Source organism: Lysobacter sp. F60174L2 (genome assembly GCF_052547135.1).
This window is the reverse complement of record NZ_JBQWRA010000001.1, coordinates 188,401-215,010: the sequence shown is the minus strand read 5'-3', so window position 1 is coordinate 215,010 and position 26,610 is coordinate 188,401. Positions and strand designations below refer to the sequence as shown.

26 protein-coding genes are annotated in these 26,610 nt (G+C 66.5%); 20 read left to right on the top strand and 6 right to left on the bottom strand.

Annotated elements, in window-relative coordinates; genetic code table 11:
* Positions 1–75 precede the first annotated feature (75 nt).
* Together dnaN and dnaA are read right to left on the bottom strand one after the other, a co-directional pair.
* Positions 76–1,176, bottom strand: coding sequence for a DNA polymerase III subunit beta (dnaN, locus tag ACT9AS_RS00975; RefSeq protein ID WP_445098248.1), 1,101 nt, complete (start codon positions 1,174–1,176; stop codon positions 76–78).
* Positions 1,177–1,411: 235 nt separating this feature from the next.
* Positions 1,412–2,746 carry a chromosomal replication initiator protein DnaA gene (gene dnaA / locus ACT9AS_RS00970; protein WP_445098247.1) on the bottom strand — a complete coding sequence of 445 codons (1,335 nt, stop codon included), beginning with the start codon at positions 2,744–2,746 and terminating at the stop codon, positions 1,412–1,414.
* A gap of 223 nt (positions 2,747–2,969) precedes the next feature.
* On the opposite strand from dnaA, the gene rpmH reads away from it, so the two are divergent.
* The 5 genes from rpmH (at position 2,970) to ACT9AS_RS00945 (ending at position 7,959) form a co-directional block, all read left to right on the top strand.
* Positions 2,970–3,110 carry a 50S ribosomal protein L34 gene (gene rpmH, locus ACT9AS_RS00965; protein ID WP_445098246.1) on the top strand — a complete coding sequence of 47 codons (141 nt, stop codon included), beginning with the start codon at positions 2,970–2,972 and terminating at the stop codon, positions 3,108–3,110.
* A gap of 49 nt (positions 3,111–3,159) precedes the next feature.
* Entirely contained in the window at positions 3,160–3,639 is a 480-nt protein-coding gene (rnpA, locus tag ACT9AS_RS00960; RefSeq protein ID WP_445098245.1) for a ribonuclease P protein component, read from the top strand.
* Positions 3,640–3,668: 29 nt separating this feature from the next.
* Entirely contained in the window at positions 3,669–5,357 is a 1,689-nt protein-coding gene (yidC, locus tag ACT9AS_RS00955) for a membrane protein insertase YidC (protein WP_445098244.1), read from the top strand.
* A 75-nt stretch (positions 5,358–5,432) separates the two neighbouring features.
* Positions 5,433–6,785: a tRNA uridine-5-carboxymethylaminomethyl(34) synthesis GTPase MnmE gene (gene mnmE / locus ACT9AS_RS00950; RefSeq protein WP_445098243.1), complete on the top strand. Its 1,353-nt coding sequence runs from the start codon at positions 5,433–5,435 to the stop codon at positions 6,783–6,785.
* A gap of 139 nt (positions 6,786–6,924) precedes the next feature.
* Complete coding sequence (locus ACT9AS_RS00945; RefSeq protein WP_445098242.1) at positions 6,925–7,959, top strand: TonB family protein; 1,035 nt, start codon at positions 6,925–6,927, stop codon at positions 7,957–7,959.
* A 94-nt stretch (positions 7,960–8,053) separates the two neighbouring features.
* Here ACT9AS_RS00945 and ACT9AS_RS00940 read toward each other — a convergent pair whose 3' ends face one another.
* The 4 genes from ACT9AS_RS00940 to ACT9AS_RS00925 all read right to left on the bottom strand — a co-directional run bounded on the left by ACT9AS_RS00940 (position 8,054) and on the right by ACT9AS_RS00925 (position 12,403).
* The gene (locus ACT9AS_RS00940; RefSeq protein ID WP_445098241.1) at positions 8,054–9,241 is read right to left on the bottom strand and encodes an ABC transporter permease subunit; all 1,188 of its coding nucleotides are present in this window, start codon (positions 9,239–9,241) and stop codon (positions 8,054–8,056) included.
* Positions 9,238–9,984 (bottom strand): ATP-binding cassette domain-containing protein, encoded by a 747-nt coding sequence (locus ACT9AS_RS00935; RefSeq protein ID WP_445098240.1) that lies wholly within the window; start codon positions 9,982–9,984, stop codon positions 9,238–9,240. Before ACT9AS_RS00935 ends, ACT9AS_RS00940 begins: the two co-directional genes overlap by 4 nt.
* Positions 9,985–10,006: 22 nt before the next feature.
* Positions 10,007–11,536, bottom strand: coding sequence for an alpha/beta fold hydrolase (locus ACT9AS_RS00930; protein ID WP_445098239.1), 1,530 nt, complete (start codon positions 11,534–11,536; stop codon positions 10,007–10,009).
* A gap of 99 nt (positions 11,537–11,635) precedes the next feature.
* Positions 11,636–12,403: an FAD-binding oxidoreductase gene (locus ACT9AS_RS00925; RefSeq protein WP_445098238.1), complete on the bottom strand. Its 768-nt coding sequence runs from the start codon at positions 12,401–12,403 to the stop codon at positions 11,636–11,638.
* A gap of 215 nt (positions 12,404–12,618) precedes the next feature.
* Between ACT9AS_RS00925 and ACT9AS_RS00920 the strand changes: the two genes are divergently transcribed.
* From ACT9AS_RS00920 to ACT9AS_RS00850, 15 genes are all read left to right on the top strand, one after another.
* Positions 12,619–13,641 (top strand): ATP-binding cassette domain-containing protein, encoded by a 1,023-nt coding sequence (locus ACT9AS_RS00920; RefSeq protein WP_445098237.1) that lies wholly within the window; start codon positions 12,619–12,621, stop codon positions 13,639–13,641.
* A complete protein-coding gene (locus ACT9AS_RS00915; protein ID WP_445098236.1) occupies positions 13,638–14,423 on the top strand; it encodes an ABC transporter permease in 786 nt (261 codons plus the stop codon). The genes ACT9AS_RS00920 and ACT9AS_RS00915 overlap by 4 nt, the downstream gene beginning before the upstream one ends.
* Positions 14,424–14,532: 109 nt before the next feature.
* Positions 14,533–15,609, top strand: a complete 1,077-nt coding sequence (locus ACT9AS_RS00910; RefSeq protein ID WP_445098235.1) for an OmpA family protein — start codon at positions 14,533–14,535, stop codon at positions 15,607–15,609.
* A gap of 134 nt (positions 15,610–15,743) precedes the next feature.
* On the top strand, positions 15,744–16,190 hold the full coding sequence (locus tag ACT9AS_RS00905; RefSeq protein WP_445098234.1) for a hypothetical protein: 447 nt from the start codon (positions 15,744–15,746) through the stop codon (positions 16,188–16,190).
* A gap of 209 nt (positions 16,191–16,399) precedes the next feature.
* On the top strand, positions 16,400–16,666 hold the full coding sequence (locus tag ACT9AS_RS00900) for a pilus assembly protein (RefSeq protein WP_445098233.1): 267 nt from the start codon (positions 16,400–16,402) through the stop codon (positions 16,664–16,666).
* 131 nt (positions 16,667–16,797) lie between these two features.
* A complete protein-coding gene (locus ACT9AS_RS00895) occupies positions 16,798–18,285 on the top strand; it encodes a pilus assembly protein TadG-related protein (RefSeq protein ID WP_445098232.1) in 1,488 nt (495 codons plus the stop codon).
* Between the two features lie 38 nt (positions 18,286–18,323).
* Positions 18,324–19,154, top strand: a complete 831-nt coding sequence (locus ACT9AS_RS00890) for a hypothetical protein (RefSeq protein ID WP_445098231.1) — start codon at positions 18,324–18,326, stop codon at positions 19,152–19,154.
* On the top strand, positions 19,151–19,984 hold the full coding sequence (locus ACT9AS_RS00885) for a TadE/TadG family type IV pilus assembly protein (RefSeq protein WP_445098230.1): 834 nt from the start codon (positions 19,151–19,153) through the stop codon (positions 19,982–19,984). The genes ACT9AS_RS00890 and ACT9AS_RS00885 overlap by 4 nt, the downstream gene beginning before the upstream one ends.
* A 19-nt stretch (positions 19,985–20,003) precedes the next feature.
* Positions 20,004–20,642 (top strand): hypothetical protein, encoded by a 639-nt coding sequence (locus tag ACT9AS_RS00880; RefSeq protein WP_445098229.1) that lies wholly within the window; start codon positions 20,004–20,006, stop codon positions 20,640–20,642.
* Positions 20,639–20,848 carry a hypothetical protein gene (locus ACT9AS_RS00875; protein ID WP_445098228.1) on the top strand — a complete coding sequence of 70 codons (210 nt, stop codon included), beginning with the start codon at positions 20,639–20,641 and terminating at the stop codon, positions 20,846–20,848. The genes ACT9AS_RS00880 and ACT9AS_RS00875 overlap by 4 nt, the downstream gene beginning before the upstream one ends.
* Before the next feature lie 7 nt (positions 20,849–20,855).
* The gene (gene cpaB, locus ACT9AS_RS00870; RefSeq protein ID WP_445098227.1) at positions 20,856–21,635 is read left to right on the top strand and encodes a Flp pilus assembly protein CpaB; all 780 of its coding nucleotides are present in this window, start codon (positions 20,856–20,858) and stop codon (positions 21,633–21,635) included.
* A 35-nt stretch (positions 21,636–21,670) separates the two neighbouring features.
* Entirely contained in the window at positions 21,671–23,176 is a 1,506-nt protein-coding gene (locus ACT9AS_RS00865; protein WP_445098226.1) for a pilus assembly protein N-terminal domain-containing protein, read from the top strand.
* A gap of 4 nt (positions 23,177–23,180) precedes the next feature.
* Entirely contained in the window at positions 23,181–24,878 is a 1,698-nt protein-coding gene (locus ACT9AS_RS00860) for an ATPase, T2SS/T4P/T4SS family (RefSeq protein WP_445098225.1), read from the top strand.
* Positions 24,875–25,723 (top strand): type II secretion system F family protein, encoded by an 849-nt coding sequence (locus ACT9AS_RS00855; protein ID WP_445098224.1) that lies wholly within the window; start codon positions 24,875–24,877, stop codon positions 25,721–25,723. Before ACT9AS_RS00860 ends, ACT9AS_RS00855 begins: the two co-directional genes overlap by 4 nt.
* On the top strand, positions 25,720–26,610 hold the full coding sequence (locus tag ACT9AS_RS00850) for a type II secretion system F family protein (protein WP_445098223.1): 891 nt from the start codon (positions 25,720–25,722) through the stop codon (positions 26,608–26,610). The genes ACT9AS_RS00855 and ACT9AS_RS00850 overlap by 4 nt, the downstream gene beginning before the upstream one ends.

Below are 26,610 nucleotides of genomic sequence, written 5' to 3'. Positions count from 1 at the left end.
TACCATCACGCCCGGACAAGCCGGGCGTGGGGGTCGTTTCGTTCTGTTCCACGTGGAACACGTTATGCGGGACGCCTACAGGCGAAGCGGCATCACGACGTGCCGGCACTTGTCGTTGGTCGCCTCGCGCACCAATGCGGAGGAGTTGGCGTCGCGCAGCGCGAGTACCACCTGTTCCTCGCGCAGGGCGGACAGCGCGTCCAGCAGGTAGTTGACGTTGAAGCCCACCGCCAGGTCATCGACGCGGGTGTCGGCCTCGACCTCTTCCTGCGCCTCTTCCTGCTCGGGGTTGTGCGCGCTGATCTTGAGCTGGCCTGGCGATACCTCGATCCGCACGCCGCGGTACTTCTCGTTGGACAGGATCGCGGCACGCTGCAGCGAGGCGCGCAGCACCTCGCGATCGATCTTCACTTCCTTGTCGGCGCCGATCGGGATCACCGCCTCGTAGTCCGGGAAGCGGCCATCGATCAACTTGCTGGTGAAGGTGACATCGTCGCGCTTGACCCGGATGTGGCCGCGACCCATCTCCAGTTCGAGTTCGCGGTCGCCACCTTCCAGCAGGCGCTGCAGCTCGGTCACCCCCTTGCGCGGGACGATGATCTGGCGCTTGGCCTGGGCACTGCCCTCGTAGGGCGCCTCGCACAGCGCCAGCCGGTGTCCGTCGGTGGCGACGCAGCGCAGGGTGTCCTCGCGCAGGTCGAACAGCAGGCCATTGAGGTAGTAGCGCACGTCCTGCTGGGCCATCGCGAACGCGGTGCGCTCGATCAGTTCCTTCAGGGTCGCTTCCGGCACGCGCACGCGCTCGGTCGCCTCGACCTCGTCGATCGACGGGAAATCATTGGCGGGCAGGCTGGCGAGGGTGAAGCGCGAACGCCCGGCCTGCACCGTGACCTTGTCGGCGCCCTGGCTGACCGTGACCTTGCTGCCATCGGGCAGGGCCCGGACGATGTCGAACAGTTTGCGTGCCGGGATCGTGGTCTCGCCGTCCTCGGCATCGTCCACCGCGATCCGCGACACCATCTCGACCTCGAGGTCGGTGCCGGTCAACGACAGCTGGCCGTCCCTGACCTGGACCAGCAGGTTGGCCAGCACCGGCAGGGTCTGGCGCCGTTCGACCACGTTGACGACCTGGGCCAACGGCTTGAGAAATACTTCTCGTTGCAGGCTGAAGCGCATGCGGTCCTTCCCCTATGCCCAATACAAAAGAGTTGAATAAATCAAAAGCATGGTGGTGATGGTGTCGCCAGAAACCCGGGAAAACTTGTCCAAGTTTCTGTTTTTAAACGAATTAGTTGACTTGCAAAACCCGGTACAACTCCGGCCGGAAGCCGGGAACAAGCTGTGGACAACTTTCAGGGCGTGGACCGGCCGTCGACTTGTCCACAGCTTGCCCGCAATTCCCGCACAGCCTTCACTCGCTGAGCTTCCGGATCAGTTTTTCCCAGTCCTCGCGCATCTTGCCGTCCGATTCCATCAACGTGCGGATCTGCCGGCAGGCGTGCAGCACGGTGGTGTGGTCGCGCCCGGCGAACGCGTCGCCGATCTCGGGCAGGCTGTGCTCGGTCAGCTCCTTGGTCAGTGCCATCGCCATCTGGCGCGGCCGGGCCAGCGAGCGGGTCCGCCGTTTCGACAACAGGTCCTTGATTTGCAGGCCGTAGTAGTCTGCCACGGTCTTCTGGATGTTGGGGATGGAGATCGACTGCTGCTGCGAGCGCAGCAGGTCGCGCAGGGTCTCCTGGGCGAACTCGGCGGTGATCGTGCGGCCGGTGAAGTTGGCCCGCGCGGTCAGGGTGTTGAGCGCACCCTCGAGGTCGCGCACGTTGGAGCGCATCTTCTTGGCCAGCAGGAAGGCGACTTCCTCCGGGATCACCGCGCCGCGCTCCTTGGCCTTGGACAGCACGATCTGGGCGCGGGTCTCGAAGTCGGGCGGGTCGATCGCCACCGACAGGCCCCAGGCCAGCCGCGACTTCAACCGCGGCTCCAGCCCCTCGACCTCGCGCGGGTAGCGGTCGCAGGTCAGGATGATCTGCTGCCTGCCGTCGAACAGCGCATTGAAGGTGTGGAAGAACTCCTCCTGGGTGCGGTCCTTGCCGGCGAAAAACTGGATGTCGTCGATCAGCAGCGCGTCGACCTGCTGGAACTGGCGCTTGAAGCCGTCCATCGCCTTGTCCTGCAACGCCCGCATCATCGCGCTGAAGAACTGCTCGCTGCGCAGGTACATGACCCGGGTGCCGGGGTTGGCGGTGCGCATGGCATTGCCGGCGGCGAACATCAGGTGGGTCTTGCCCAGGCCGGTGCCGCCGTACAGCAGCAGCGGGTTGTGGGCGCGGTCGCCGGGCTTGAGCGCGGCCTGCCAGGCGGCGGCGCGGCCGAGCTGGTTGCTGCGGCCCTCGACGAAGTTGTCGAAGGTGTAGTGGCTGTCGAGGTGGCCGTTGAACGATTCCAGCGGCGACACCACGCTCGGCGTGGGCACGGCGGCGGTCGGGACCGCGGCCGTCGCGACGGCCGCGCGCGGCAGCGAGCCGACTTCGAGGCTGACCTCGTTGCTGCCGGAAAAATGCGACAGCAGCTCGCGGATCCGGTCCAGGTAGCGTTCGCGCACGAACTCGACCACGAACGCATTCGGCGCGTACAGCACCGTGGTCGTGTCGCGGCGGCTGGCCTGCAGCGGCTTTAGCCAGGTGTGGACGTCCTCGGCCGGCAGTTCGGCTTCGAGGCGTTCTAGGCAGCGGGGCCAGGCGTCCATATGTCGTTCTTGGTGTCCAGCGGCAGGTCGCGACCGCCCACGCTCGCGGCATGCGCGCGCAGGCGTGGAGTCGATGGGGGCCGCCCAGACTACCATCGCGCCGGGGCCGGAAGTAGGAACACGCGCCTGGCCCGGGGCGGTCGAAGCCGGGACAACTTGACCCCGACCCGGAGGCATCGCTAGACTTGCCGGTCTTTTCCGCACCAGACCCTAGAGCCGTCCCATGGCGACCAAGCGCACCTACCAGCCCAGCAACCTCAAGCGCAAGCGCGACCACGGTTTCCGTGCCCGCATGGCGACCGCCGACGGCCGCAAGATCCTCGCGCGCCGCCGCGCCAGGGGTCGCAAGCGTCTCTGCGCCTAAACCGCGCGTTGTGCCGCAGCGGCCGCCCTTCGCCGCCGTTGCCACACCAATGACGACGACCCGCTTCCCGCGCACCGCGCGGGTTCGCGCAGGCTCCGATTTCGATCGCATCTTCAAGCACGGCCGGCGCGTGGCGCTGCCCGTGCTTGCGTTGCATTGGCAGGCCGAAGTGCCTGATGCCGCCGGCGAGCACGGTCCCCGACTGGGACTGGCGGTGTCGCGCAAGGTCGACCCGCACGCGGTCGGACGAAACCGGATCAAGCGTGCGCTGCGCGAGACCTTCCGTCGCCACCGGGCCGCGCTGGCGGATGGCGATTACGTCGTGGTCGCGCGTGTCGGGGCCGCCGGCCTCAGCGGTCCCCAGGTCGGCGAAGCGTTCCTCAAACTGTTGCAGCGCGCCGGCGTGGTGTCGGCCGCCGCGTTGCCCGTGCCTGCGGCTGGCGGCACAATGCCCGCGCCCGCCGCATCGGCCGGACGGTCCGCCGATCCTTCTCCCTTCGCGCCCGCGCCGTCGTCCGACGGTGGCTGAGCCTTCCCGTTGCCCGTGAAAGCCTCCCTATGAACCAGACCCGCATGTTCCTGCTCTTCGCCTGGCTGATGGTGGCGACCCTTCTATGGATGGCATGGGACAAGGAGCAGGCGCCCGCGCTGCCGGCCACCACCACCTCGACCACGGTTCCGGCCGCGGCACCGGTTGATGCGAGCGGCGTACCGGGCATGGCGGCGGTCCCGACCGGCAGCGTTCCCGGGGCAGGCCCGACCGCGACCGCCACCACGCCGGCCGCCGCCGCGGTGACGGTGCGCACGGACGTGCTCGAGGTCGTGTTGGACGGCGGAGAAGTCCGCCAGGCCGACCTGCTGACCTACCCGAGCACGGCCGACGAGGACAGCGCGCCGGTCCGGCTGTTCGCCCAGGACGCGGCCAACTACTTCGTCGCCCAGAGCGGCTGGGTCAGCCAGACCGGCGCCGCCCCGGGCCACCAGTCCGGCTTCGCGCTCGACCGCAGCGCGCTGCCGGCCGGCGCCGACTTCAAGCTCGATCCGGGCGAGGAGCAGGTCGTGGTGCCGTTCACCTGGACCGGCCCCGACGGCGTCAGCATCCGCCGCACCTACACCTTCGGTCGCGGCGACTATGCGGTGCAGGTCCGCGACGAAGTGGTCAACGGCAGCGGCGCGCCGTGGCAGGGCTTCGTCTACCGCCAGCTCAGCCGCGTGCCGCGCGCCTTGCAGAAGTCCGGCCCGCTGAGCGTCGAGCAGTACAGCTTCCAGGGCGCGGCATGGTTCGGCGCCGGCGAGTACGACAAGCGCAAGTACGACGATTTTATCGACGACGGCCCGCTCAACCTCCAGGTCACCGGCGGCTGGATCGCGATGCTGCAGCACCACTTCTTCGGCAGCTGGATCCCGCAGGCCGACCAGCCGGCGCTGTACACGTTGAAGATGGTCGACGGACGCTACGTGATCGAGGCCAAGGGCCCGAGCTTCAGCGTCGCGCCCGGCACCAACGCGACCACCACCGCGCGGCTGTGGGTCGGTCCCAAGCTGGTGGCCAACATCCAGTCGCAGCAGGTGCCGGGGCTGGAGCGCGCGGTCGACTTCAGCAGCTTCAGCCCGATGGCGACGCTCGCCGGCTGGCTGTTCTGGGTGCTGGCCAAGCTGCACGGGATGCTCGGCAACTGGGGCTGGGCGATCGTCGGGCTGGTGGTGCTGCTGAAGCTGGTGATGTTCCCGCTGTCGACCGCGCAGTACAAATCGATGGCGAAGATGCGCAAGTTCCAGCCGCGCATGGCCCAGCTGAAGGAGCGCTACGGCGACGACCGCCAGAAGCTGCAGCAGGCGATGATGGAGCTGTACAAGAAGGAGAAGATCAACCCGGTTGGCGGCTGCCTGCCGCTGCTGGTGCAGATGCCGGTGTTCCTGGCGCTGTACTGGATGCTGTCGGAGTCGGTCGAGCTGCGCCACGCGCCGTGGATCCTGTGGATCCAGGACCTGACCGCGCGCGACCCGTATTTCGTGCTGCCGGTGATCAACGTCGCGCTGATGTGGGCGACCCAGAAGCTCAACCCGATGACCGGTGTCGACCCGATGCAGGCCAAGATGATGCAGTTCATGCCGATCGTGATGGGCGTGATGTTCGCGTTCTTCCCGGCCGGCCTGGTGCTGTACTGGGTGACCAACGCCGGCCTCGGCCTGCTGCAGCAGTGGTGGATGGTCAGGAAGTACAGCGAGGAACCGGTCAAGGCGTGAGCCTTGCCGCGAAGAGCCCGCCGAGTGCGGGCTCTTTTGTTTGCGTCCGATCCCGGCAGTCGACAAGCTGATCCCATGTCCCAGCGCGACACCATCGCAGCGATCGCCACCGCGCCCGGCGCCGGCGGGGTCGGGATCGTGCGCCTGTCCGGCGTGCGCTCCACGGAGATCGCGCGTGCGATCTGCGGGCGGCGGCTGGTCGCGCGGCATGCCCACCACGTGCGTTTCCGCGATGGCGATGGCGACACCCTCGACGATGGCATCGCACTCTATTTCGCGGGTCCGGCCAGCTACACCGGCGAGGACGTGGTCGAGCTGCAGGCGCATGGCGGTCCGGCGCTGCTGCAGGCGCTGCTCGCGCGATGCGTCTCGCTGGGCGCGCGACACGCCAGGCCGGGGGAGTTCAGTGAGCGCGCGTTCCTCGAAGGCCGGCTCGACCTGGCCCAGGCCGAGGCGGTCGCCGACCTGATCGCGGCCGGCGACCTGCGCGCCGCCCGTGCCGCCCGGCGTGCGCTCGATGGCGAGTTCTCGCGCCGGGTCGACGCGCTGGCCGATGGCCTGCTGGCGATCCGCATCCACGTCGAGGCCGCGATCGACTTTGCCGACGAACCGCTCGACACCCTCGGCGGTGGCCCGTTGCGCGCACGGCTCGACGCGCTGGCACGGGACCTGGACCAGCTGCTGCTCGCCGCCGAGCGCGGCCGGCGCCTGCGCGACGGCCTGCACGCGGTCATCGTCGGCCCGCCCAACGCCGGCAAGAGTTCACTGCTCAACGCGCTGGCCGGCAGCGACCGCGCCATCGTCACCGACATCGCCGGCACCACCCGCGACCTGCTGCACGAAGTGGTGCGGATCGACGGCGTCGAACTCGGCCTGGTCGATACCGCCGGCCTGCGCGAGGGCGGCGACGCGATCGAACGCGAGGGCATGCGCCGCGCCGAAGCCGAGCTGCAGCGCGCCGACCTCGCGATCGTCGTGCTCGATGCGCGCGATCCCGACACCGGCGCGGCGGCGGTCATGCAGGCGATCGCCAACGTGCCGCGGCAACTGTGGCTGCACAACAAGAGCGACTTGCTCGAACAGCCACCGCCGCTTCCGGCCGGTGACGGCAGCCGGCAGCACCTCGCGGTCTCGGCGCGGACCGGCGCCGGGCTCGACGAATTGCACGGCCGACTGCGGGCACTCGCGCTGGGCGATGGCGCGGAAGCGACGGACGGGGCATTCACCGCGCGCGCGCGCCATGTCGAAGCGCTGGGCCGTGCCCGTGCGGAACTGGTCGAGGCGCGCGCGCAACTGCGCCACGAAGCGCTGGATCTGGCCGCCGAGGCATTGCGGCTGGCCCACGACGCGCTCGGCGAGATCACCGGCCGGGTCCACCCCGACGACCTGCTGGGGCGCATTTTCTCGAGCTTCTGCATCGGCAAGTGAAATGTGATGCAAGTCACGTTTACATGGTCCGGTCGCCGTCGTTTGGCGGCCGGCCGTCACGGAAACTTGACAAGGGCCGCGTGCTCTCGCGACCTTGTGCGTGTGCGCCTGCGAGGCAGCACTTCAGGGGAGTTCGTCAATGATCGTCAATTCACAAGCCCGGCAATCGCGCCGGTTGCCTGCTGTTTCCAAATTGTCGCTGGTGCTGGCCATGGGCCTGGTGCTGGCGGCTTGCAACAACGACCAGGCGGCGCCCGAAGGCGCGGCGCCGGCGTCGACCACCGCGGTCGCGCCCGCCGAGGCTCCGGTGATCGCCGCCGAGGACGCGGTGTCCGACAAGGTCAACGCGCTCAGCGCCGAGCAGCTGCGCGAGGCCGCCCGCAAGGCCTATGGCGACAACCGCCTGTACGCGCCCGCCGAGGACAACGCGGTCGAGTACTACCTCGCGTTGCGCGACAAGTCGCCGGGCGATGCGTCGGTGTCCAGTGCACTGACCGACCTGCTGCCGATGACCGTCATCGCCACCGAGCAGAGCATCAACCGCGGCGACTTCGCCGAGGCCCAGCGCCTGGCGGCGCTGCTGGAGAAGGCCGAGCCGCAGCATCCGGCGCTGGCGCGCCTGCGCACCAACATCGAAACCCAGCAGAAGGCCGCGGCCGAACGCGCGGCGCAGCAGATCGTGACCGCCGAGGAGCAGGCCGCCGCGCAGGCCGAACTCGAGCGCAAGCGCCTGGCCGAGCAGAAGCGCCAGCAGGAGCAGGCCGCGCGTGAGCTGGCGGCAAGGGAAGCCGCCGACAAGGATGCCGCGGCGCAGGCCGCCGCCGAGAAGGAAGCGGCCGACAAGGCGGCTGCCGATGCCGCCGCTGCCGAGCAGCGACGGGCCGCCGCCGCGGCCGCCGCGGCCGCGAAGCCGACCGCCGCCGACCTGCGGCCTTTGGCGATGCCGGGTCCGCAGTACCCGCGTGAAGCCCTGCGCGCCGGCCAGTCCGGCGAGGTGCTGGTCGAGTACACGGTCGGAACCGACGGTTCGGTCACCTCGGCGCGCGTGGTGCGTTCGAATCCGGGCCGGGTGTTCGACCGTGCCGCGCTCGATGCGGTCCAGAACTGGCGCTTCCAGCCGATCTCCGAGCCGGTCACGACCCGCCGCGCGATCGGCTTCAGCCCGGGCCGGTAAACCGGCCGGGCGGTACCCGCCAGCAGTTACGACAAACCCGGCATCTGCCGGGTTTGTCGTGTGTGGTCCTCGCGAAAAGTCACGGACGTCGCCGTCAGCCGGAGATCGCCAGCTTCTCCTGGTGGTAGCGCCGCACCGCCGCGTACCACAGCACCGCGGCCAGCCCGAAGCTCGCGGCGATGTAGACCGCCCAGATCTCCAGGCTGATCGGTTCGGCCCGGATGATCTTCAGCAGCAACTGGTTCTGCGCCAGGAACGGCACCGCGAACTGCCACAGCTGCGTCTTGATCGGGTTGGCCATCAGCACGATGGTCGGCAGCATCGGCAGCAGCACCAGCCAGCTCATGTGGCTCTGCGCCTCCTTCATGCTCTTGGCCGCGGCGGCGAGGTAGGTCAGCAGCGCGTTGCCGATGAACACCATTGGCAGCAGCACCAGCAGCATGTTGGCGATCGCGGTGAGCCGCACGTCCATCGCCTCGGCCGTCGCGGTGCCGACCAGTGCGCTGAGCTTGAGCGCGAGCAGGGTCAGCAGCAGCGTGACCATGCCCAGCACGCAGGCCGCGGCGAGCTTGCCGCTGACGATCGCGCCGCGCGGCGCCGGCGTCGCCAGCAACGGCTCCAGCGATTGCCGCTCGCGCTCGCCGGCGGTGGCGTCGAGGATCAGCGCCATGCCGCCGAGGAACGCCGACATGATCAGGAAGTAGGGCAGCAGCAGCCCCAGCAGCATGCCGCGCTTGGCTTCCGGCGTCGCCATGTCGAGGCTGGCCGCGGTGACCGGCCGCCCGACCGCGGCGTCGATGCCGCGGGCGTACAGCCGCAGTGCGCCGACCTGTTCGCGGTACAGCGCCAGCGCGGCGCGGACCCGGGCGACCGGGATCTCGGCGTTGCGGCGGGTGCTGTCGTGCAGGATCTCGATGCCGGCGGGGCGGCCGGCGCGCCAGTCGGCGGCGAAGTCCTTGTCGATCCGCAATGCGACGTCGACGTCTTGGCCGGCGATCGCCGCGGCCAGGTCGGCCGGCGGCTCGACCGCGTCGATCCCGTACGCGGCGAGGAACGACAGCAGGTTCGGCGCACGCTCGGCGCCGACGACGGGTACCTCCAGCACCTCCTCCAACTGTGTCTTGCTGCGGTTCTCGGAGATCGCGCCCATGCCGAGGATCAGCACCGGCATCAGCAGCGGGCCCATCATCAGGCCCAGTAGCAACGTGCGGTGGTCGCGGCCGATGTCGAGCAGTTCCTTGCGCAACACCGTCCACAACGTGGCCATCGATTTCGACTTCATGCGTGCAGTCCCTCGTCGCTGCCGATCGCCTTGACGAAGGCGTCTTCCAGGTTGGATTCGCCGAACGTCGCGCGCAGCTCGTCGGCGCTGCCGGCGGCCACCACCTGGCCCTTGGCGATGATGACGATGCGTTCACAGAGCGCCGCCACCTCCTGCATGATGTGGCTGGAGAAGATCACGCAGCGGCCCTCTGATTTCAGTTGCTGCAGGAAGCCGCGCATCGCGCGGGTGGTCATCACGTCGAGGCCGTTGGTCGGCTCGTCGAGGATCACGTTGCGCGGGTCGTGCACCAGCGCGCGCGCGATCGCGGTCTTGGTGCGCTGGCCCTGGCTGAACCCTTCGGTCTGGCGGTCGAGGATGTCGGCCATGTCGAGCGCCGCCGACAACGCGGCGGTGCGCTGTGCGATCAGCTCGGCCGACATGCCGTGCAACTGGCCGAAGTAGGCAATGTTCTCGCGCGCGGTCAGCCGCTTGTAGACACCGCGTGCGTCGGGCAGCACGCCGAGCGCGCGACGCACCGCGGCCGGATCGCTGGCAGCGTCGATGCCGTCGACCACGACCTTGCCGGTGTCCGGCGTCATCAACGTGTAGAGCATGCGCAGGGTGGTGGTCTTGCCGGCGCCGTTGGGGCCGAGCAGACCGGTGATCTGGCCGTCGGCGGCATCGAAGTGGACGCCGTCGACCGCCTTGACTGTGCCGGTCTTGGTCTTGAACGCCTTGTGCAGGTTGTCAGCGGAAATCATGCGATGGTCCTTGCGAAGAGGGTCATGGCGCCCACCCGTTGAAGTGCACGAACGGCGGCACGTAGCGCAGCGCGTCGAGGCAGCCGGTATCGAGCGCATCGGCGTCGGCGTCCTCGATGAACTGGCCGAGCAGCTTCGGCATGCAGCCGGTCGCCGAGACGTTGTGGCCCTGGCCCTGCAGCACCAGGTGGCGGCCGTTGGGCAGGTTGGCGACGACTTGTTCGCCATAGCGCGGCGGCGTCACCGGGTCGAGCTCGCCCGACAGCAGCAGCACCGGCAGGTCCGATGCGAATGGCTGGTGGAACCCCTGCGGCGCGTCGCCGCTCGGCCACACCGAGCACGGCGCGAAGAACGCCTCGGCCATCTCGCCGCCGATGAGGGTGTCGGCGGCTTCGGCGCCGGGTTCATAGCGGCCGGCGTCCTCGGCGCACAGCACCGACCACTGCATGCCGCGGGTCATCTGCCCCTGCATCTGCTCGCCACTCATCTGCACCAGCGACATCAGCGGCGCGTAGCGGCCATGGGCGGCCTCGTCGATCATCAGCGGCAGCAGCGCGGCGGTCTGCGGCACGTACGAGAACATGAAGGCGAGGCTGCCGACCGCGTCGGCGGTGACGGTGTCGTGGCGCAACTCGCCGGTGCGCGAGTCGCGGTAGTCGACCTCGACCGGCGCCGCCTCCAGCGAGGTCATCACCGTGCGCAGTTGCGCGCGCATGTCGGTCGGGAAGCGTTCGCGGCAGGCGGGCAGCTCGTGGCATTGCTCCGACTGCAGCGCCAGCGCGTCCTCCAGCGTGCGGGCGAACTCGCCACCGACCACCAGCGAGTTCGGCGCCACGCCATCGAGCACCACCGTGCGGGTGTGCTGCGGGTAGGTCGCCGCGTACTGCTGGGCAACGCGGGTCCCGTAGGACACGCCGAGCAGGTTGAGCTGTTCGACCCCGAGCGCCGCGCGCACCGCGTCGAGGTCACGCACGGCGTTGGTGGTGGTGTAGAAGCGCGGATCGGCGCGGCCTTCCAGTCCCTGCGCACAGCGGCGGGCGAAGTCGACCATCTGCTTGATGTCGGGCGCGTCCGACGGGTCCAGCTGCATCGGCGCGCCGCTGGCGTCGCGGCAGTCGAGCGGGTTGGACTGGCCGGTGCCGCGCTGGTCGACCAGGATGATGTCGCGCTTCTTGCCGACCTCTTCCAGGGTGCGCTCGACCGTCGCGGCGTGTTCGGTCGCGGCCTGGCCGGGACCGCCGGCGAGGAAGAACACCGGGTCGGCGGTGGCGACGCTGTTGCCGTCATTGGCCGGCAGCCAGGCGATGTTGAGCGCGATCATGCGGCCGTCCGGCGCGGCCGGGTTCTCGGGCACCTCGAACGTGCCGCACTGGGCTTCGGTGGGTGTGCCGCCGGCAGGGCCGGTCAGCGAGCAGGGCGCGAAGCCGATGTCGCCGAAATGGCGGGTGCTGGCGGTGTCGGCCGCGGCGGTGGCGGTGTCGGCGTTGCAGCCCGCCAGCAGGATCGCCGCGATGACGCCGGCGGCGATGGGCAGTATCCGGGTGGTGCGCATGTTTCCCCTCGGGTCCGTAAGGCGGATCGCCTTGCAGGATGACAGACGGGGACTGCGCGGAAAATGTGACAAACGGCAGGCGGTGGCCTGCCCGGCAGGCTACTTGCTGCTGACGTACTTCTCGCGGCGGATCTGCTTGACCTCCAGCCCCGATTCCTTGAGCGCTTCGAAGCAGGCGTCGACCATGTTCGGGTTGCCGCACAGGTAGGCGATGTCGGTCGCCGCATCGGGCGCGAACTCGGGCAGGAACTGCTGCACGTAGCCATGGCGGACGTCGGCGTGGGCGGCATCGGAGCCCGGCTCCGGCAGCTCGCGCGAAAAGCATGGCACGAAGCGGAAGTTGTCCGGGTGCCTGTCCGCGAATGCGCGGAACTCGTCGCCGTACAGCAACTCGTCCGGGGTGCGCGCGCCGAACAGCAGCACCACCTGGATGCCGCGCTCGGCGATCGCCTGCTCGATCAGCGGCAGCATCGCCCGGTACGGCGTCACCCCGGTGCCGGTGCCGATCAGCAGGTAGCGCGCGTTGGCGTCGGTCGGCAACAGGCAGAAGCGCCCGAACGGACCGCTGGCATCGACCGTGCCGCCGACATCCAGGCCCTCGAACAGCGCCGTCGCCGCGCCGCCGGGCACGTAGCTGACCGCGATCTCGACCGCCTCGCCGGGGCCGATCGCATGGTCGTGGATGGTGGCGAGCGAGTAGCTGCGCTTGGTCGCGGTGCCGTCGGCGTACTCGAAATGGACCTGGATGAACTGCCCCGGGATGAAGTCCAGCGGCTGGCCGTCGTCGCGCACGAACACGTAATGGCCGACGCTCGGGGCGAGCATGCGGCGGGAGACGAGTTTGAGCGGGAAGTGCTGGATTGCCACGCGTTGGATCCTGGGGGAGCGGGAGGAGGCGTCGGGGCGACCCGGAGGACGTACCGGTGCAGCGCCGGTGCTTGCTGGAACGCTGCGTCGCCCGGCCGTGCTTGCCGGGCCGCCTATACTACCGGGATCGCCCGCGGCCCACGTCCGCGGCACGCGCCATTCCCGTACCACGACGGCCCGGTCCGCCGGGCCTGCCCACAAAGGCCTGCAACCCGATGACCCAGACCCAGGCGACCGCCGTCGCCGCGCCGGACGGGGCGGTCCCCGCACTCTCCGTCCATGAGTTGCGCAAGACCTACGATGCCGGTTCCGGCAAGCAGGGCGTCGAAGCGCTCAAGGGCGTCTCGCTGGACGTCGCCGAAGGCGATTTCTTCGCCCTGCTCGGGCCCAACGGCGCCGGCAAGAGCACCCTGATCGGCATCATCAGCTCGCTGGTCAACCTCAGTTCCGGTGCGGTCAGCATCTATGGCACCGACCTGCAGGCCGAACGCAGCGCGGCGATGCGGTTGATCGGGCTGGTGCCGCAGGAGATCAACTTCAACATGTTCGAGCAGCCGCTCGACATTCTGGTCAACTACGCCGGCTTCTACGGCATCGACCGCAAGGAGGCGCTGGTCCGCGCCGAGCAGGAGCTCAAGCGCGCGCAGCTGTGGGACAAGGCGCGGATGATGAGCCGCACCCTGTCGGGCGGCATGAAGCGCCGGTTGATGATCGCCCGCGCGATGATGACCCGGCCGCGCCTGCTGATCCTCGACGAGCCGACCGCCGGGGTCGACATCGAGATCCGCCGCGGCATGTGGGAGACCCTGCGCGAGATCAACGCCGCGGGCACCACCATCATCCTGACCACGCATTACCTCGAGGAAGCCGAGTACCTGTGCCGCAACCTGGCGATCATCGACCGCGGCCGGATCGTCGCCGCCGGGCCGATGCGCACGCTGCTGGCGAAGCTCGACGTCGAGGGCTTCGTGCTCGACATCGACGGCGCGCTGCCGCCGGCGCTGCCGCAGATCGACGGCACCACCGTGCTCGCGCGCGACGACCACACCCTCGACATCGAGATGCCGCGGGCGATGGACCTCAACCGGGTGTTCGCCGCGCTCGGCGACGCCGGCATCCGGGTGCGCTCGATGCGGACCAAGTCCAACCGGCTGGAGGAGCTGTTCGTGCGGATGGTCGCCGCCGGCGATTCCGCCCCCGACCAAGTCGCCGACAGCGCGCCGGAACAAAGCCGATGAGCCAGCCCGACCCCATGCACGCCAACCTCGTCGCGCTGGGCACCGTCGCCCGCCGCGAGATCCACCGCATCCTGCGCATCTGGGCCCAGACCCTGGTGCCGCCGGCGATCACGATGACCCTGTACTTCCTGATCTTCGGCGGCCTGATCGGCTCGCGGATCGGGACCATGGACGGCATCTCCTACATGGACTTCATCGTCCCCGGGCTGGTGATGATGAGCATCATCCAGAACAGCTACGGCAACATCTCCTCGTCGTTCTTCGGCGCCAAGTTCGGCCGCCATGTCGAGGAGCTGCTGGTCAGCCCGATGCCGAACTGGGTGATCCTGGGCGGCTACGTCGCCGGCGCGGTCGCGCGCGGGCTGGCGGTCGGCGTGATCGTGCTGGCGATCGCCTCGCTGTTCACCGACGTGCGCATGCCGCACCCGTGGGTGACCCTGGCGACGGTGCTGCTGGGCGCGGTGATCTTCGCCCTGGCCGGCTTCATCAACGCCGTCTACGCGAAGAAGTTCGACGACGTCACCATCGTCCCGACCTTTATCCTGACCCCGCTGACCTATCTGGGCGGCGTGTTCTATTCGGTCAAGCTGCTGCCCGACTGGGCCGAGGCGATGACCCACGCCAACCCGATCTTCTACATGGTCAACGCGTTCCGTTACGGCCTGCTGGGGGTCAGCGATGTGCCGCTGTGGGTTGCGTTCGTGTTGATGCTGGGCTTCGTGGTGGTGCTCACGGCGCTGGCGTTGTGGCTGCTCAGGCGGGGAGTGGGATTGCGCAGCTGATCCATCGCGAGTTGTGCGGTGGGTCGCCTTGGGTGCGCTATCGGTGGTGGTAGGGTTTGTGCGCGCCGCGCAGGCGCGTTCCCCCGATCGCCGCCAGGAGGCAGCCAACTTGAATCGTCATGTCACTGCCCGCGCGTACCGCGCTGCCATCATCACCCTGCTGCCATTTGCCCTGGTGGCGTGTGGGGGCGACACGCCCGCCCCGTCCGCGGATGTTGCCGCGCCGGTCCCGTCTGGCGCCGAGGCGCCGCCGAACGGGTCCACCGACTTGCCGGCGGCATTGCCCGCGGAACCCGAGCCGATTGAAAGCGTATCGGGCGAGGTCGATCGATTCGATATCGAATCGGTTCCGCTATCCGATGAGCCCTTGGGCGCATTTCCGTATCTCGCGCTGCCGCCGGAGCTGGAGATCTCGGAGGAGCGGACCCTCGAGTTCGATCACTTCCCGTTCTGGGTTGGCGACCGGATGGTCTGGGTGGAAGGCAAGGTCTACTCGGCCGGCTTCGTGGGAGTGGACGACCAGGAGTTCTCGCCGCTTGCGTTGCGTCGCAATGTCGAATCGATGGTGGCAGCCGCCGGCGGCAGGAAGGTTGCCGAAGGGCGGATTCCCGCCGCGATGACCGAGCAGTACGAACAGGACGACGTGGCCGTCCGCTACGTCGATGGCAAAGGCGATGTCTACAACGACCAGGCCAGCACCTATCTGATTCGCCGGACCGACCGCGATATCTGGGTGCACCTGTCGACCAACAATATTTTCGGTGGCTGGATCATCGCCGAGACCCAGGCCTTTGCGCCGACTGCAAAACTGCTGCCAGCCAGCGAGCTCAAGCAGCAGCTCGATACCGCTGGCAAGGTTGCGCTGCAGGTCAACTTCGCGACCGACAAGGCCGAGATCCTGCCCGACTCCAGGCCGCAGATCGAACAGGTGGTTCAGTTGCTGAAGGATGACCCGGCGCTGGAGCTGTCAGTCAACGGGCATACCGACAACACGGGTCACGCCGACCAAAACCAGCAGCTGTCGGAAGCGCGCGCCGCATCGGTGGTCGCGATGCTGGTCGCCCGGGGCATCAAAGCCGACCGACTGGATTCGAAGGGCTTCGGCCAGGATCAGCCGGTCGCCGACAACGGCAGTGAGGAAGGCAAGGCGAGGAACCGTCGCGTCGAGTTGGTGAAGGCGAGCTGATCCGTCAATTAATGCAGAGAGCCAACGGCAGTGGTTCTGCCAACCACGTCGTTGCCGTGATGCCTGGCGTGGACCATGGTGTCGCAACCGCTATCGCGGCCAGCTGGCCGCCCTTCAAGAACCGAGGAGTTCAGATGTCCCCATTCCGAGTTTCCATACTGACCGCCGCGATCGCACTGGCCGGCTTGGCTGCCTGCAGCAATGGCCAACCAGAAGCTGAGGTGTCCCAAACCACCGACGTCGCCACTGCGATGAACGCCGAGCCGTCATCGACCACCCCTGACCCTGCCGCCCCCACCACACCGGCCGAGGTTTCCGCGCCGACGGCCGGCGCCATGGCTGGCAGCTGGGCGTTCGTTGCCGGCTCCATCTATGCCGGTGGCGAGGCCTGCGGATTCGAGCAAGCCGAACTGGACAGCTACAAGGCCAAGGCCCGGGGCAAGGTCGAAGCGATGGGCGATGGCACCGGCTTTGATGCCGCCTTCGCTCAAGGCGTGAAGACCGGGCAAGCCGACATGGCCGGTGGAGCGCCGGATGCGCGCACCTGCGAGTTGACCCGGGACGCGTTCAGCCGTGGCTGAACGCTCGGCGCGCTGACAGCCGGCATTTAGTTGGGGCTGGTTGTGTGATGTGGGTCACGCTAATGCCTCAAGGGTGGTTGACCTCGTCTGATTGAAGTGGTTCGCTGCCGTCGGGCGACGATAAACGACAAAATTTGTCACTTTTTCGTCACCATCACCAGTCAAGAATGACGGTGAGAGTCACCATCTTCCACAGAGAGGGATAGCCCATGCAGATCCAACGTCGTATTGGCGGTCGTCGTCAGCGCGGTCAGGGCATGACCGAGTACATCATCATCACGGCTCTGATTGCGATTGCGGCCATCGCCGTCGTGACATTGTTTGGCGGGACCGTACGCAACCAGATGTCCGGCATGGCGAAGGAGCTTTCCGGCCAGAGCGCCACGCCGCAGATCGGCGACGCAAAGAACACGGCCAACCAGTCCGCCAACGAAGCCAAAAAAACCAAGGGAATGGACGCTTACAACAACAAGTAGGCAACTCTCGGCGTCGGGGCTCCTCGGGGACGCCCCGCCCGTCCTCCCGGCAGCGGCTCGTCGCGCTTCTGCCCGCAGTCTCCACCCATTCCATTACCCGTCGCGAGCGCAGCGGTCAGGGGAGCGTGTGAATGCCAATGGACACCCCATCAATCCTTCGCGCTCCGAGGGGCGCGCGACGCTACGGCAGGGGCCAGGCCCTGATCCTGGGCCTCGTGTTCCTGATGGTCCTGTGCGTAGGCGCGATATTGCTGTTCAACACCGGCCAGACGGTGACCAAGAAGATCCAGCTGACCAACAGCGCCGACGCCGCCGCCTATAGCGTCGCGGTACAGCAGGCAAGGACATGGAACTTTGCCGCCTATATGAATCGTGGGCGAGTCGCCAACGAAGTGGCGATTGCGCAGATGGTCAGCATGTACTCCTGGCTCAACCAGACCAATGACTCGACGATAACGTTGTGGAAGGTGTTGCGTTGGGGTCAGGCGATCCCTTACGTGGGCGCGGCGTTCAAGGCTGCGGTGCAGATATTCAAGGCGATCGATCAAGGGATGCGGGTGGCCCGGCGTGCATTCCACGTCGCCGCCAGCGCCGGCATACCGATCCTGGACGGCTTCAACCAGGTTTTTGCTGATGCGAGCCGGCTAATGATCGAGGCTGCCGGCGGGGCCGAAGCCGGGATGGTGATCCAGGATGTGGTCGAGGCCAATAGCCCGAAGGCCCGGGTCAGCCCGGCGTCCTGGGTGCTGTTGTCCAGCCAGTACGTGTTTGCCAAGGACAAATTCCTGCAGGCACACAACGTCCGGGCCGGTAAACGCAGTCGAGGCGGCGATCGCTACCGCAACGTGGTGATGGAGTCGCGCGACGAGTTCAGTCGCGATCGCAGCGACGAGCTGAACCTTTTCCTGTTCGGCTGGGAAGCCAAGGGCGGCACCGATATGGTCGACTACAATCGGTGGGCGGCGCTGGACGTCATGGATGGCGAAGTGTTCTTCGGTGTATTCAAGGGTGCGTTCGGCAACGGCGGTGCCCAGGCGCTGCCGAGCGGCACCAAGAACTTTTACCCGGGTATCCGGAGCGGTCGCAACAACGGTTCTGGCTGGTATTCCGACTACGACCGCCGTACCTACGCGGCCTATAACGGCATTGGCCAGCGGCGTGGCAGGAAGGCTCAGCGCGACCCCAATGTGCGTGCTGCCAATGGACAAAGACGCGGTGCCTACTTCCGCGGCTATCACGGTCTAAGCGACTACCACGACGTAGCCGATCGATCCGGCCATCGCTACGGCCGGGAGCCGGAGGGTGAGGACGCCGGGCCGACCTTTACCGTCGAAGTCGAGCTGGACAATGCGGACCTGCGTACTGCGCACAGGGTTGGGCTGGGTGCCGGACGGATGGAACTCAAAGAGCAGACCCAGAAGAACCGCATGGCCGCGATGTCGTCGGCTCAGATCTATTTCAATCGCCCCAATTCGCTGTTCCCGCGCGTGATCCGCGGAAAAACTGATCGTCATCGCGAATCCGGCAGCCTGTTCAGCCCTTACTGGCAGGTACGACTGGTGGAGACGCCACTTGCCGCACGGACGGCGTTGGGAATCGGCGGCGTGGTGGCGCCATGAGGTTGAGTTGGACTGCACCCGCGGTGTTGACGCTGGCCATGTCAGCTGTGCTGTCGGCTTGTGCGCCCGAGGAGGACGGCGACGACGGCGCAGCGAGTGTTTCATCGGCCGGGGCAAGTCAGCAGGAAGCTGCGGATGCCGACGAGGCGAACGAGCCGATGCCCCCGATCCACGTCGATCTGCTCGAAGAGCCGCTGATGGCTGGCCGCAATGTCCGCCGTGATGCTTACGAACAAGCGTTGCAGCATTGCCAAGACGCCGGGTTTCCCACTACGCCGCTATCGCCGCAGCAGGCCGAGCGACTGGGAACAGCGCACGTGCAGTTGTTCTTCTCCGACGAAGTGCAAGTGCTGAGCCGGCAATCCTGGAATTACCTCATGAAGGGCGTTGAATCGCAGCGCTGTACGTTCCAGTTGGTGTCCGCTGGTCTGCATTCCCGAATCGGGCCGGACGCCACTATCGAAACCGATCTGGAAACCGGCGAGACCACGCGCGGGCCGACCGACGCCGACCGCTTGCAACGCATTTCGGAACATGTCGACAGCGATCAAGTGATGGAGACGCTCGGGTACAGCGGGCCGGTAAAGATGACAGTAGCCGGCCAGCCGTGCGCGCGATGGACCGCACCCGATGGCGCCACCGTCTGCCTCTGGTCGGGCGGACGTCAATGGGGGTTCAGCGATGAGATCGATGCCCGAGGTTGCTCACCGGCACCGCTTTCCACCTATGAAAGCGCCATCGTGTTGGCGCAGACAGCTCCGACCGAGGGCATGGGCTGCAAGGTGACGGTGCGCCGGTTCACTGTGGGTACGTCTTTCGAAGCCGCCGATCTGGAACCGCCTGGTGAAGCGCTGGAGGCATCGCCATGAACCCGTTGCGATACGCGCCGTCCACGTCCGCGAATCAGCGTGGTCAGGCCATGACCGAAGTTGCGGTGCTGGCAGCGGTGCTGGTTCCGCTATTCCTGCTCATTCCGGTAATGGCCAAGTACGTCCATCTGCGCCAGGCCAACCTTCAGGCCGCGCGAGCGGCGGCATGGGATGCGACTGTCGCCACCGACTACAAGTTGCCGGGACGAGCGGCTACCCAGAGTGACCTGATCAACCGCCACTTCGCAGCTGCCGATGCGCCAATACGCAGTAACCCACCCCGCCCGCCACGGAACGGCCGGCTCGGTGATGTGTTTCTCAACACCTTCTCCAACCAGCCCCTGCTGACCGCCGCGGATATCCGCCTGCGCTCCTACACCGACAAGAACGCGCCGGGTTTCCTCAACCGCATAGGCAACATACTGCGTGGCTTACCGGGGGAATTCCCACCCAACAAGAATGGGTTGGTGACGGCGACTGTCACGGTCGACCCGCAGAACTTGCGAACCCAGAACGGTGCGCCGGCGCGCTACCTCGCGCCGTTTGACAACATCAACCTTCGCATGAGCGCCAGCCATACCCTGCTGGTGGATGCATGGAACGCCAAGGGCCCGGGCCATGGTCGCAATCCCCATCCGCGTAGCGTCAACGAGCAGGTACGCACACTGGTACCGACCAGCTACATCGACGGGCTCGACAAGGTGGTCGATTCGCTGAGTTTCCTGGAGGGCTTTCCGTTCATCGGGGTCCCGACGCGGCTGGAAATCGGCTATCGGGAGCCGGACATCGTGCCGCATGATCGGCTGGAGCCGTATGTCCGGAACTACTAGTGCCTTCCTGACTGGCCTGATGCTGTTGTTGGCCACGCCCGCTTTTGCCGCTGACTGGCCCGACGTGCCACTGCCCGAGGGCAGCCAGGCCGAATGGGTCTCACGTCACATGGTCTATAACGGCGTGCATATGCGTGCCAGCCGCTTCACCAGTACGCGCACCCTCGACCAGATCGAAGCCTTCTACCACGAACAGTGGGGCGACGAGATGGTGCGCAATACGCTCGGGCGCAAGCGCATCCTCGGCCACCGGGACGGCGACCACTACATCACCGTGGACCTGCAATCGGCGGGCGGAGGTACGGAGGCCAACGTCGGCATCGTCGACATGGACGCGCCGACGGCCGGGCACCCACCGGGATACGGCATGCCCAAGCCGGCCAACACCGAGGTCGTCAACGACATCCGCTATCTCGACGCCAATGAAGCGCGGACAGTGCTCATGCACAACACCCTGTCGCCAGGACTCAACCACGACTTCTACCTGCGGCGTCTGTCCGGACAGGGCTGGCGGCATGAAGGTGGCAGCGAATGCCTTGCGGTCAGCGCCGGTTGCGCGGCCCGTTTCGTCAAGCCCGGATCCCACCTGAGCCTGACCTTTACCCGCGCCCCGAATGGCGAAGGAACCATGGTTATGGCCAACCAGGTAGACGAGTGAAACCGGCCATGCGGAAACCTCCTCCAATAACGCCACCTTCCCGGCGCCGCGCCCAGCTTGGTCAGGCGCTGATCGAATACAGCGTCATAACCGCGCTGGCGGTGCTGGTGCTGGTCGCCTTTCCCGACGCTATTCCGGCGTTATTGAACGCGCTGAAGAACGTCTACGAATCTTTCACTTTCGCCATTTCCCTTTCCTGGATCTAAGCGCCGCATGCCCACCATCAATCGAAACTTCATCTACCTGGCTGTCGCGCTAGTGCTCGGCTTGGTGGCCGCGTTCGCAGCGGTCAGCTACATCCGCAAAGAGGTCGATCTGCGCACAGCAGATCTGTCCACCCAGATGACGGCAGTGGCGGTGCCCAAGGGTGACATGGAGGTGGGCGCGGTGATCTACGAGGCCGACCTGGCAGTGCGCGAAGTACCGGTCGATTACGTGCCCGCAGATGCCGTCACCCCCGAAAACTACGCCAGTCTGATGGGTCGCATGCTGCGCGCGCCGGTGCGCGAGGGCGTGCCGCTGTCAGCAGCTTCGCTGGTGCCGCTATACGATCAATTCTCGCGGGTCATCAACGAGGGCAATGTCGGCTACACACTGCAGGTTGACGAGACCAACTCGATCTCCGGCATGGTGACACCGGGCGACCACGTCGACATCCTGCTGTCGACCGAGCAGGAAAGTGGCAACACCCGGGTGATGCCCCTGCTGGAAGACATCACCGTTCTGGCGACCGGCACGCGGGTCGGCGAGGAGCTGGCCAACGATGACGGTGACCTGGGCTACTCGACCATGACCCTGGAATTGCAGCCCAAGCAGGCGGAGAAGCTCACCGTGGCAGACAAGGCAGGCACTCTGCGGGTGCTGCTGCGCCAGCGAGAGGACGCCACCGCATTCCAACTCGACGGCTTGACCGAACGCGAACTGCTGCAAGGCGCGCCCACGCGCCAGCGCCGCAGCCAGGGTGTGCAATTCATTATCGGGGGTGAGGGTTGAAACGAGTGCAATGGAACACGATCGCGCGTGGCGGCATGGCTGCGTGTCTGGGCATCGCCTTGTTGGCGATCGTATCGACCGCCAGTGCGGCGGGACAACAATCCGAAGCCGATGCTGAAACCGTAGCCGATGCGGCCGTCCTCCAGAATGCCGCTGAAGCCGCGCGGCAGGCGTTGGACGCGTCCGCCGAACCGGCCCAACCGACCGAACCGCCGCCGGGCGAAAGCTACATCATCGAATCCAGCGAGATCGATGCCAGCCAACGCCCGAATGACCGGAACGCAGCCGCCGCGCCATCGGCTTCCAGCCATGGCCGCCTGCCGCTGTCGCTGACCATGTATGCGGGGCAGGTCGTCACCTACAGCGTCGACTCTCCGCTGCGACGTGTTGCGGTCGGCAGTGGCCAGCTGGTGGAGGTGAAGACGTTGGGTGGCGGCGAACTGGTCATCATCGCCAACGAACCGGGCAATACCTCGTTGCACCTGTGGATGCGCGACGGCAGCCAAAGCGACGTGCCCATCACCATCGTCGACGACAACCTCGGGTTGGCCGCGCGCGTGTTGCAGGCGTCGCTGTCGCCGATGAGCAACGCGCGCGTAGCCATCGTTGGCGGCAACGTCATCGTCAGCGGGCAGGACATCAGCCAGGCGGACTGGATGCGCATCCAGTCGCTGACCAAGACCTATCCGAGCATCGTCAACCTCGGCAGCGTCGACGCGGTCGGCATGAGGCCCATGGTGATGATGGACGTGCAGATCATGGAGTTCGACAAGAACGCGTTGGAAGAGCTGGGCATCCGCTGGGATACCCAGATCGACGGCCCGGTCGGCGGATATCTGAAGGACTTCACCACCAATGACTACTACCGTATGGCGCCGGAAGGTGGCGCATTCGACGACCTAGACCTGCCGCTGAAGGTACCCGGCAGCCAGGCATTCTTCGGCATTGCCACCAGCATCGCCTCGCGTATCAACCTGCTGGTCAGCGATGGAAAAGCGTGGGCGCTCGCCTCACCGCACCTGAGCACGCGCAGTGGCGGGCAGGCCGACTTCCTGGTCGGAGGAGAGGTGCCGATCCCAGTGTCTTCGCTGTTTGGCCAGACCCAGGTCGAATTCAAGGAATACGGCATCAAGCTGGAGATTTCGCCCGTGGTCAATGCATCGCGCGACGTGTTGACCACGGTCATGGCCGAGGTCAGCCGCATCGATCCGAGCGTGGTCGTGGCCGGCATCCCCGGTTTCCTGACCCGCCGCACGCGCTCGGAGGTCAATGTGCGCAGCGGCCAGACACTCGTCATTTCCGGGCTGACTGATATCAACGCCGCCCGGTCGGCCGAGAAGTTCCCGATCCTGGGCAACATCCCGATCCTCGGGAAGTTGTTCCGCTCCGACGGCTTCCGTGGCAACCGCACCGAACTGGTGGTGTTCGTCACTCCGCGCATAGTCACTCCGGACTCGCCGGAGAACCTCGACGGCATCGAAAAGGGTCGGAAGATGCACGAGGAGCTCGACGCCGATCTGGGCAGGAAGATGGCGGAGTGATGCAATGTTCAACGTCCTGATCGAAACCGGAAACCGCGACCCGCGCCAAGTGCGCTGCCTGCACAGCGAGTGCGGTATCGGTCGTGGCGATGGCAATCTGGTGGTGCTGCAAGGCTGGAACATTGGCAGTCGTCATGCGGCGCTCAAGCGCATGAGCGATGGCGTTTTCATCGAGCCGCTTGGCGGAGGGCGCGCGGCAGTGCTGGTCAACGGCCGCAAGCTCAAGGCCACGCACGGGCCGTTGACCAGCAATGACCTGGTGGAGATTGGCGAGTACCGTATTCGGGTGCTGAACGAGGATGCACGGCCCGCGCCGCAAGCGGCCAACGATGCAGTCCCGGCTCCGGACCCGGCTCCCGTTCCCCCGCAGGAGCACACGCCGTCGACCTCACGCGAGCTGGCCCACGCCAACGATCTACCGCCGGACATGAACGTCTGGCGGGCGCGTGTTCACGGCGAGCTGGTCAAGCAGATGGATCTGCGCCGGATGGACGTACGCAGTCTCAGCGACGAGGCCTTGCGCGAGGCGACCGCCAAGCTCATCGACGAGATCATGGAGCGCCAGTTTTCCGATCTGCCAAAAACCATAAACCCGCGGCGCCTGGCCAAGCAGGTGCTTGACGAAGCCATCGGCTTGGGTCCGCTGGAAGATCTGATCGAGGACAACACCGTCACGGAGATCATGGTCAACGCCTACGACCAGATCTACATCGAACGCAACGGACGCATCGAACAGTCCGCGGTGTGCTTCACCAGCGATCGCGCGGTGCTGTCGGCTATCGAGCGCATCGTCACACCACTGGGCCGGCGCATCGACGAGAGTTCACCGATGGTCGACGCGCGCCTGAAGGACGGCTCGCGTGTCAACGCGATCATCCCGCCTATCGCGTTGCGCGGACCCAGCGTCAGCATCCGCAAGTTCGCCAAGCGCAAACTGACCGGAGAGGATCTGCTCGGGTACGGGTCGATCAGTCCGCAGATGTTGGAGTTCCTGACCATCGCCGTGCGCGAACGCCGCAACATCGTTGTCACCGGCGGTACCGGTTCGGGCAAGACCACGCTGCTAAACATCCTGTCCAACTTCATCCCCGACACCGACCGCGTCGTCACCATCGAGGATGCAGCCGAGCTCAAACTGGTACAGCCCAATCTGGTGGCGCTGGAAGCACGGCCGCCCAACCTGGAAGGCAAGGGCCAGGTCACCATTCGCGACCTCGTCAAGAACGCGCTGCGCATGCGGCCCGACCGCATCGTGGTCGGCGAGTGTCGCGGCGGAGAGGCACTGGACATGCTGCAGGCTATGAACACCGGCCACGAAGGGTCGCTGACTACCGCGCACGCCAACAACCCGCGCGAGGCACTTTCGCGGCTTGAGGTGATGGTGCTGATGTCGTCGATGGACCTTCCGATGACGGTGGTGCGCGAGCAGATATCCTCGGCGGTCGACCTGATCGTGCACCAGCGCCGTTTTCCATGCGGTTCGCGCAAAGTCAGCCACATCACCGAGATCACCGGATTGGAAAGCGGCACTATCCAGATGCAGGACGTGTTCCTGTTTCGCGCGCGCAACCATGCCGGTGCCGATGGCAGGGTCGAAGGCGACTTTGTGGCCACCGGCGCGGTGCCCGAATTCTATGAGGAGCTGGCCGACCGTGGCGTACCGGTGGACCTGTCGATCTTCCGCGGCGGTGACCAGCTATGAACGTATGGCTGATCGGGCTGGTTGTATTCGCCTGCGTCGCGACCGCAGGCGTGGTGGCGGTGCGCGCCAGCGAGAAGTTCATGCACCACTACCGGGAGAGCTTCGTCAACCAGGCGCGCCTCAACCTGGCCGACATGTTCCTGTTCATGGATACCGCCAACCTGTTCATGATCAACATCGCGGTGCTGGTGGTAGTGCCGTTGCTGGTCTGGATACTGACCGGACAACTGCTGTTCGCAGTGGCCGCCGCGCTGCTGCTGGCGATCATGCCGCGCAAAATCTACGTCTGGCTGCGCCAGCGCCGCATTGACAAGATCCAGGAGCAGTTGCCCGACGGCTTGCTGATGCTGGCGGGCAGCATGAAGGCCGGCGTCGGTTTTGGCCCGGCGATGGAAGCGTTGGTTGCTGACGGCCTGCCACCGCTGGCGCAGGAACTGGCGCTGGTGCTACGCGAGCAACGCATGGGCGTGAAGACCGAGGAGGCGCTCGACCACTTCGCTGAGCGCGTGCCCGTGCAGGACGCGCGCTTGTTCGTGTCGGCGGTGCAGATATCGCGCGAGGTCGGCGGCAATCTCGCCGAAAGCCTGACCACGCTGGCCGAAACCTTGCGTCGCCGGCTGATCATGGAAGGCAAGGTCAAGGCGCTGACCTCGCAGGGTCGCCTGCAGGGTATTGTCATGGCCATGCTGCCGGCCACCATGGTCGCCTACCTGGTGTTCTTCTACCCGGAAACCATGCGGCCGATGTTCCACACCGCGCTCGGTTGGGCCGTGATTGCCATTTGTCTGGTCATGGAATATCTGGGCTACCGCATGTGCCGCAAGATCATGACCATCGACGTATGAGCATCTGGCTGCTATTGATCGGGTTGATGGCGGCCGCAGCGGTCGGTCTGGTGTTTGTGGCTACCCGCGGGCTGCTGCAGGAGGTCCCACAGGAGGACCGCTATTACCAGGACCCCTTGCCCAAGGGCCTGCAGCTGATCTGGCCGGTGGTGACGGCGGCCACCCTGGCGCTGGCGCCGCGGCTGAAGTCGGTGCAGCTGGAAACCGCCCATCGCGCCTTGCAGTCGGCCGGACAGGACTACGTACTGACCCCGGAGAGCCTGTACGGCTTGCGCGTGGTGGCGGCCGCCATCGTCTCGGTGTTCTTTGTCGTGATGGCGTTCATGCTCGGCAAGGCCAGTCTGACAGGCGTATTGCTGTGCGTGTTGCTGGGTGCGCCGCTTGGCTGGATATACCCCACGTTGTGGCTGGGCGAGAAGCGCAACCTGCGCCGGCGCAAGGTGATCAAAGACCTTCCGACCTACCTGGACTTCATCACCATGGCGGTGGAGGCTGGGCTCAACATTACCGGTGCGATCGAGCAGGCAGTGGCCAAGGGACCCCAAGGCCCGCTGGGGCAGGAGTTCGCACGCATGCTGCGCGATCTGCGCGCCGGCCTGCCGCGTTCGGAAGCGTTGAAGCGGATGGCCGAGCGCATGGACATCTCACAGATCTCCAATTTCACCAGTGCGCTGATCCAGGCCGACCGCGTCGGCGCCAGCCTGAGCGCCACCCTGCGTGCACAGGCCGGTCAGCGTCGTGAGGAGCGCTTTCTGCGCGCCGAAAAGCTCGCGCTGGAAGCGCCGGTCAAGATGATGTTGCCGCTGGTGATGTTCTTTTTCCCGCTGATCTTCCTGGTGCTCGGGTACTTCATCTATTTGAAGTTGAAGCAGGAGGGCGTCCTGTGA

What these genes read in the sequence shown, in the direction of transcription:
- dnaN (WP_445098248.1), bottom strand. Translation starts at nt 1,176, where the DNA reads ATGCGCTTCAGCCTGCAACGAGAAGTATTTCTCAAGCCGTTGGCCCAG.
- yidC (WP_445098244.1), top strand. Translation starts at nt 3,669, where the DNA reads ATGAACCAGACCCGCATGTTCCTGCTCTTCGCCTGGCTGATGGTGGCG.
- mnmE (WP_445098243.1), top strand. Translation starts at nt 5,433, where the DNA reads ATGTCCCAGCGCGACACCATCGCAGCGATCGCCACCGCGCCCGGCGCC.
- ACT9AS_RS00900 (WP_445098233.1), top strand. Translation starts at nt 16,400, where the DNA reads ATGCAGATCCAACGTCGTATTGGCGGTCGTCGTCAGCGCGGTCAGGGC.
- ACT9AS_RS00860 (WP_445098225.1), top strand. Translation starts at nt 23,181, where the DNA reads ATGTTCAACGTCCTGATCGAAACCGGAAACCGCGACCCGCGCCAAGTG.
- cpaB (WP_445098227.1), top strand. Translation starts at nt 20,856, where the DNA reads ATGCCCACCATCAATCGAAACTTCATCTACCTGGCTGTCGCGCTAGTG.
- ACT9AS_RS00935 (WP_445098240.1), bottom strand. Translation starts at nt 9,984, where the DNA reads ATGATTTCCGCTGACAACCTGCACAAGGCGTTCAAGACCAAGACCGGC.
- rnpA (WP_445098245.1), top strand. Translation starts at nt 3,160, where the DNA reads ATGACGACGACCCGCTTCCCGCGCACCGCGCGGGTTCGCGCAGGCTCC.
- ACT9AS_RS00855 (WP_445098224.1), top strand. Translation starts at nt 24,875, where the DNA reads ATGAACGTATGGCTGATCGGGCTGGTTGTATTCGCCTGCGTCGCGACC.
- ACT9AS_RS00880 (WP_445098229.1), top strand. Translation starts at nt 20,004, where the DNA reads ATGCTGTTGTTGGCCACGCCCGCTTTTGCCGCTGACTGGCCCGACGTG.
- ACT9AS_RS00945 (WP_445098242.1), top strand. Translation starts at nt 6,925, where the DNA reads ATGATCGTCAATTCACAAGCCCGGCAATCGCGCCGGTTGCCTGCTGTT.
- ACT9AS_RS00920 (WP_445098237.1), top strand. Translation starts at nt 12,619, where the DNA reads ATGACCCAGACCCAGGCGACCGCCGTCGCCGCGCCGGACGGGGCGGTC.
- ACT9AS_RS00890 (WP_445098231.1), top strand. Translation starts at nt 18,324, where the DNA reads ATGTCAGCTGTGCTGTCGGCTTGTGCGCCCGAGGAGGACGGCGACGAC.
- ACT9AS_RS00905 (WP_445098234.1), top strand. Translation starts at nt 15,744, where the DNA reads ATGTCCCCATTCCGAGTTTCCATACTGACCGCCGCGATCGCACTGGCC.
- ACT9AS_RS00850 (WP_445098223.1), top strand. Translation starts at nt 25,720, where the DNA reads ATGAGCATCTGGCTGCTATTGATCGGGTTGATGGCGGCCGCAGCGGTC.
- ACT9AS_RS00885 (WP_445098230.1), top strand. Translation starts at nt 19,151, where the DNA reads ATGAACCCGTTGCGATACGCGCCGTCCACGTCCGCGAATCAGCGTGGT.
- ACT9AS_RS00930 (WP_445098239.1), bottom strand. Translation starts at nt 11,536, where the DNA reads ATGCGCACCACCCGGATACTGCCCATCGCCGCCGGCGTCATCGCGGCG.
- rpmH (WP_445098246.1), top strand. Translation starts at nt 2,970, where the DNA reads ATGGCGACCAAGCGCACCTACCAGCCCAGCAACCTCAAGCGCAAGCGC.
- ACT9AS_RS00915 (WP_445098236.1), top strand. Translation starts at nt 13,638, where the DNA reads ATGAGCCAGCCCGACCCCATGCACGCCAACCTCGTCGCGCTGGGCACC.
- ACT9AS_RS00895 (WP_445098232.1), top strand. Translation starts at nt 16,798, where the DNA reads ATGCCAATGGACACCCCATCAATCCTTCGCGCTCCGAGGGGCGCGCGA.
- dnaA (WP_445098247.1), bottom strand. Translation starts at nt 2,746, where the DNA reads ATGGACGCCTGGCCCCGCTGCCTAGAACGCCTCGAAGCCGAACTGCCG.
- ACT9AS_RS00940 (WP_445098241.1), bottom strand. Translation starts at nt 9,241, where the DNA reads ATGAAGTCGAAATCGATGGCCACGTTGTGGACGGTGTTGCGCAAGGAA.
- ACT9AS_RS00865 (WP_445098226.1), top strand. Translation starts at nt 21,671, where the DNA reads ATGGCTGCGTGTCTGGGCATCGCCTTGTTGGCGATCGTATCGACCGCC.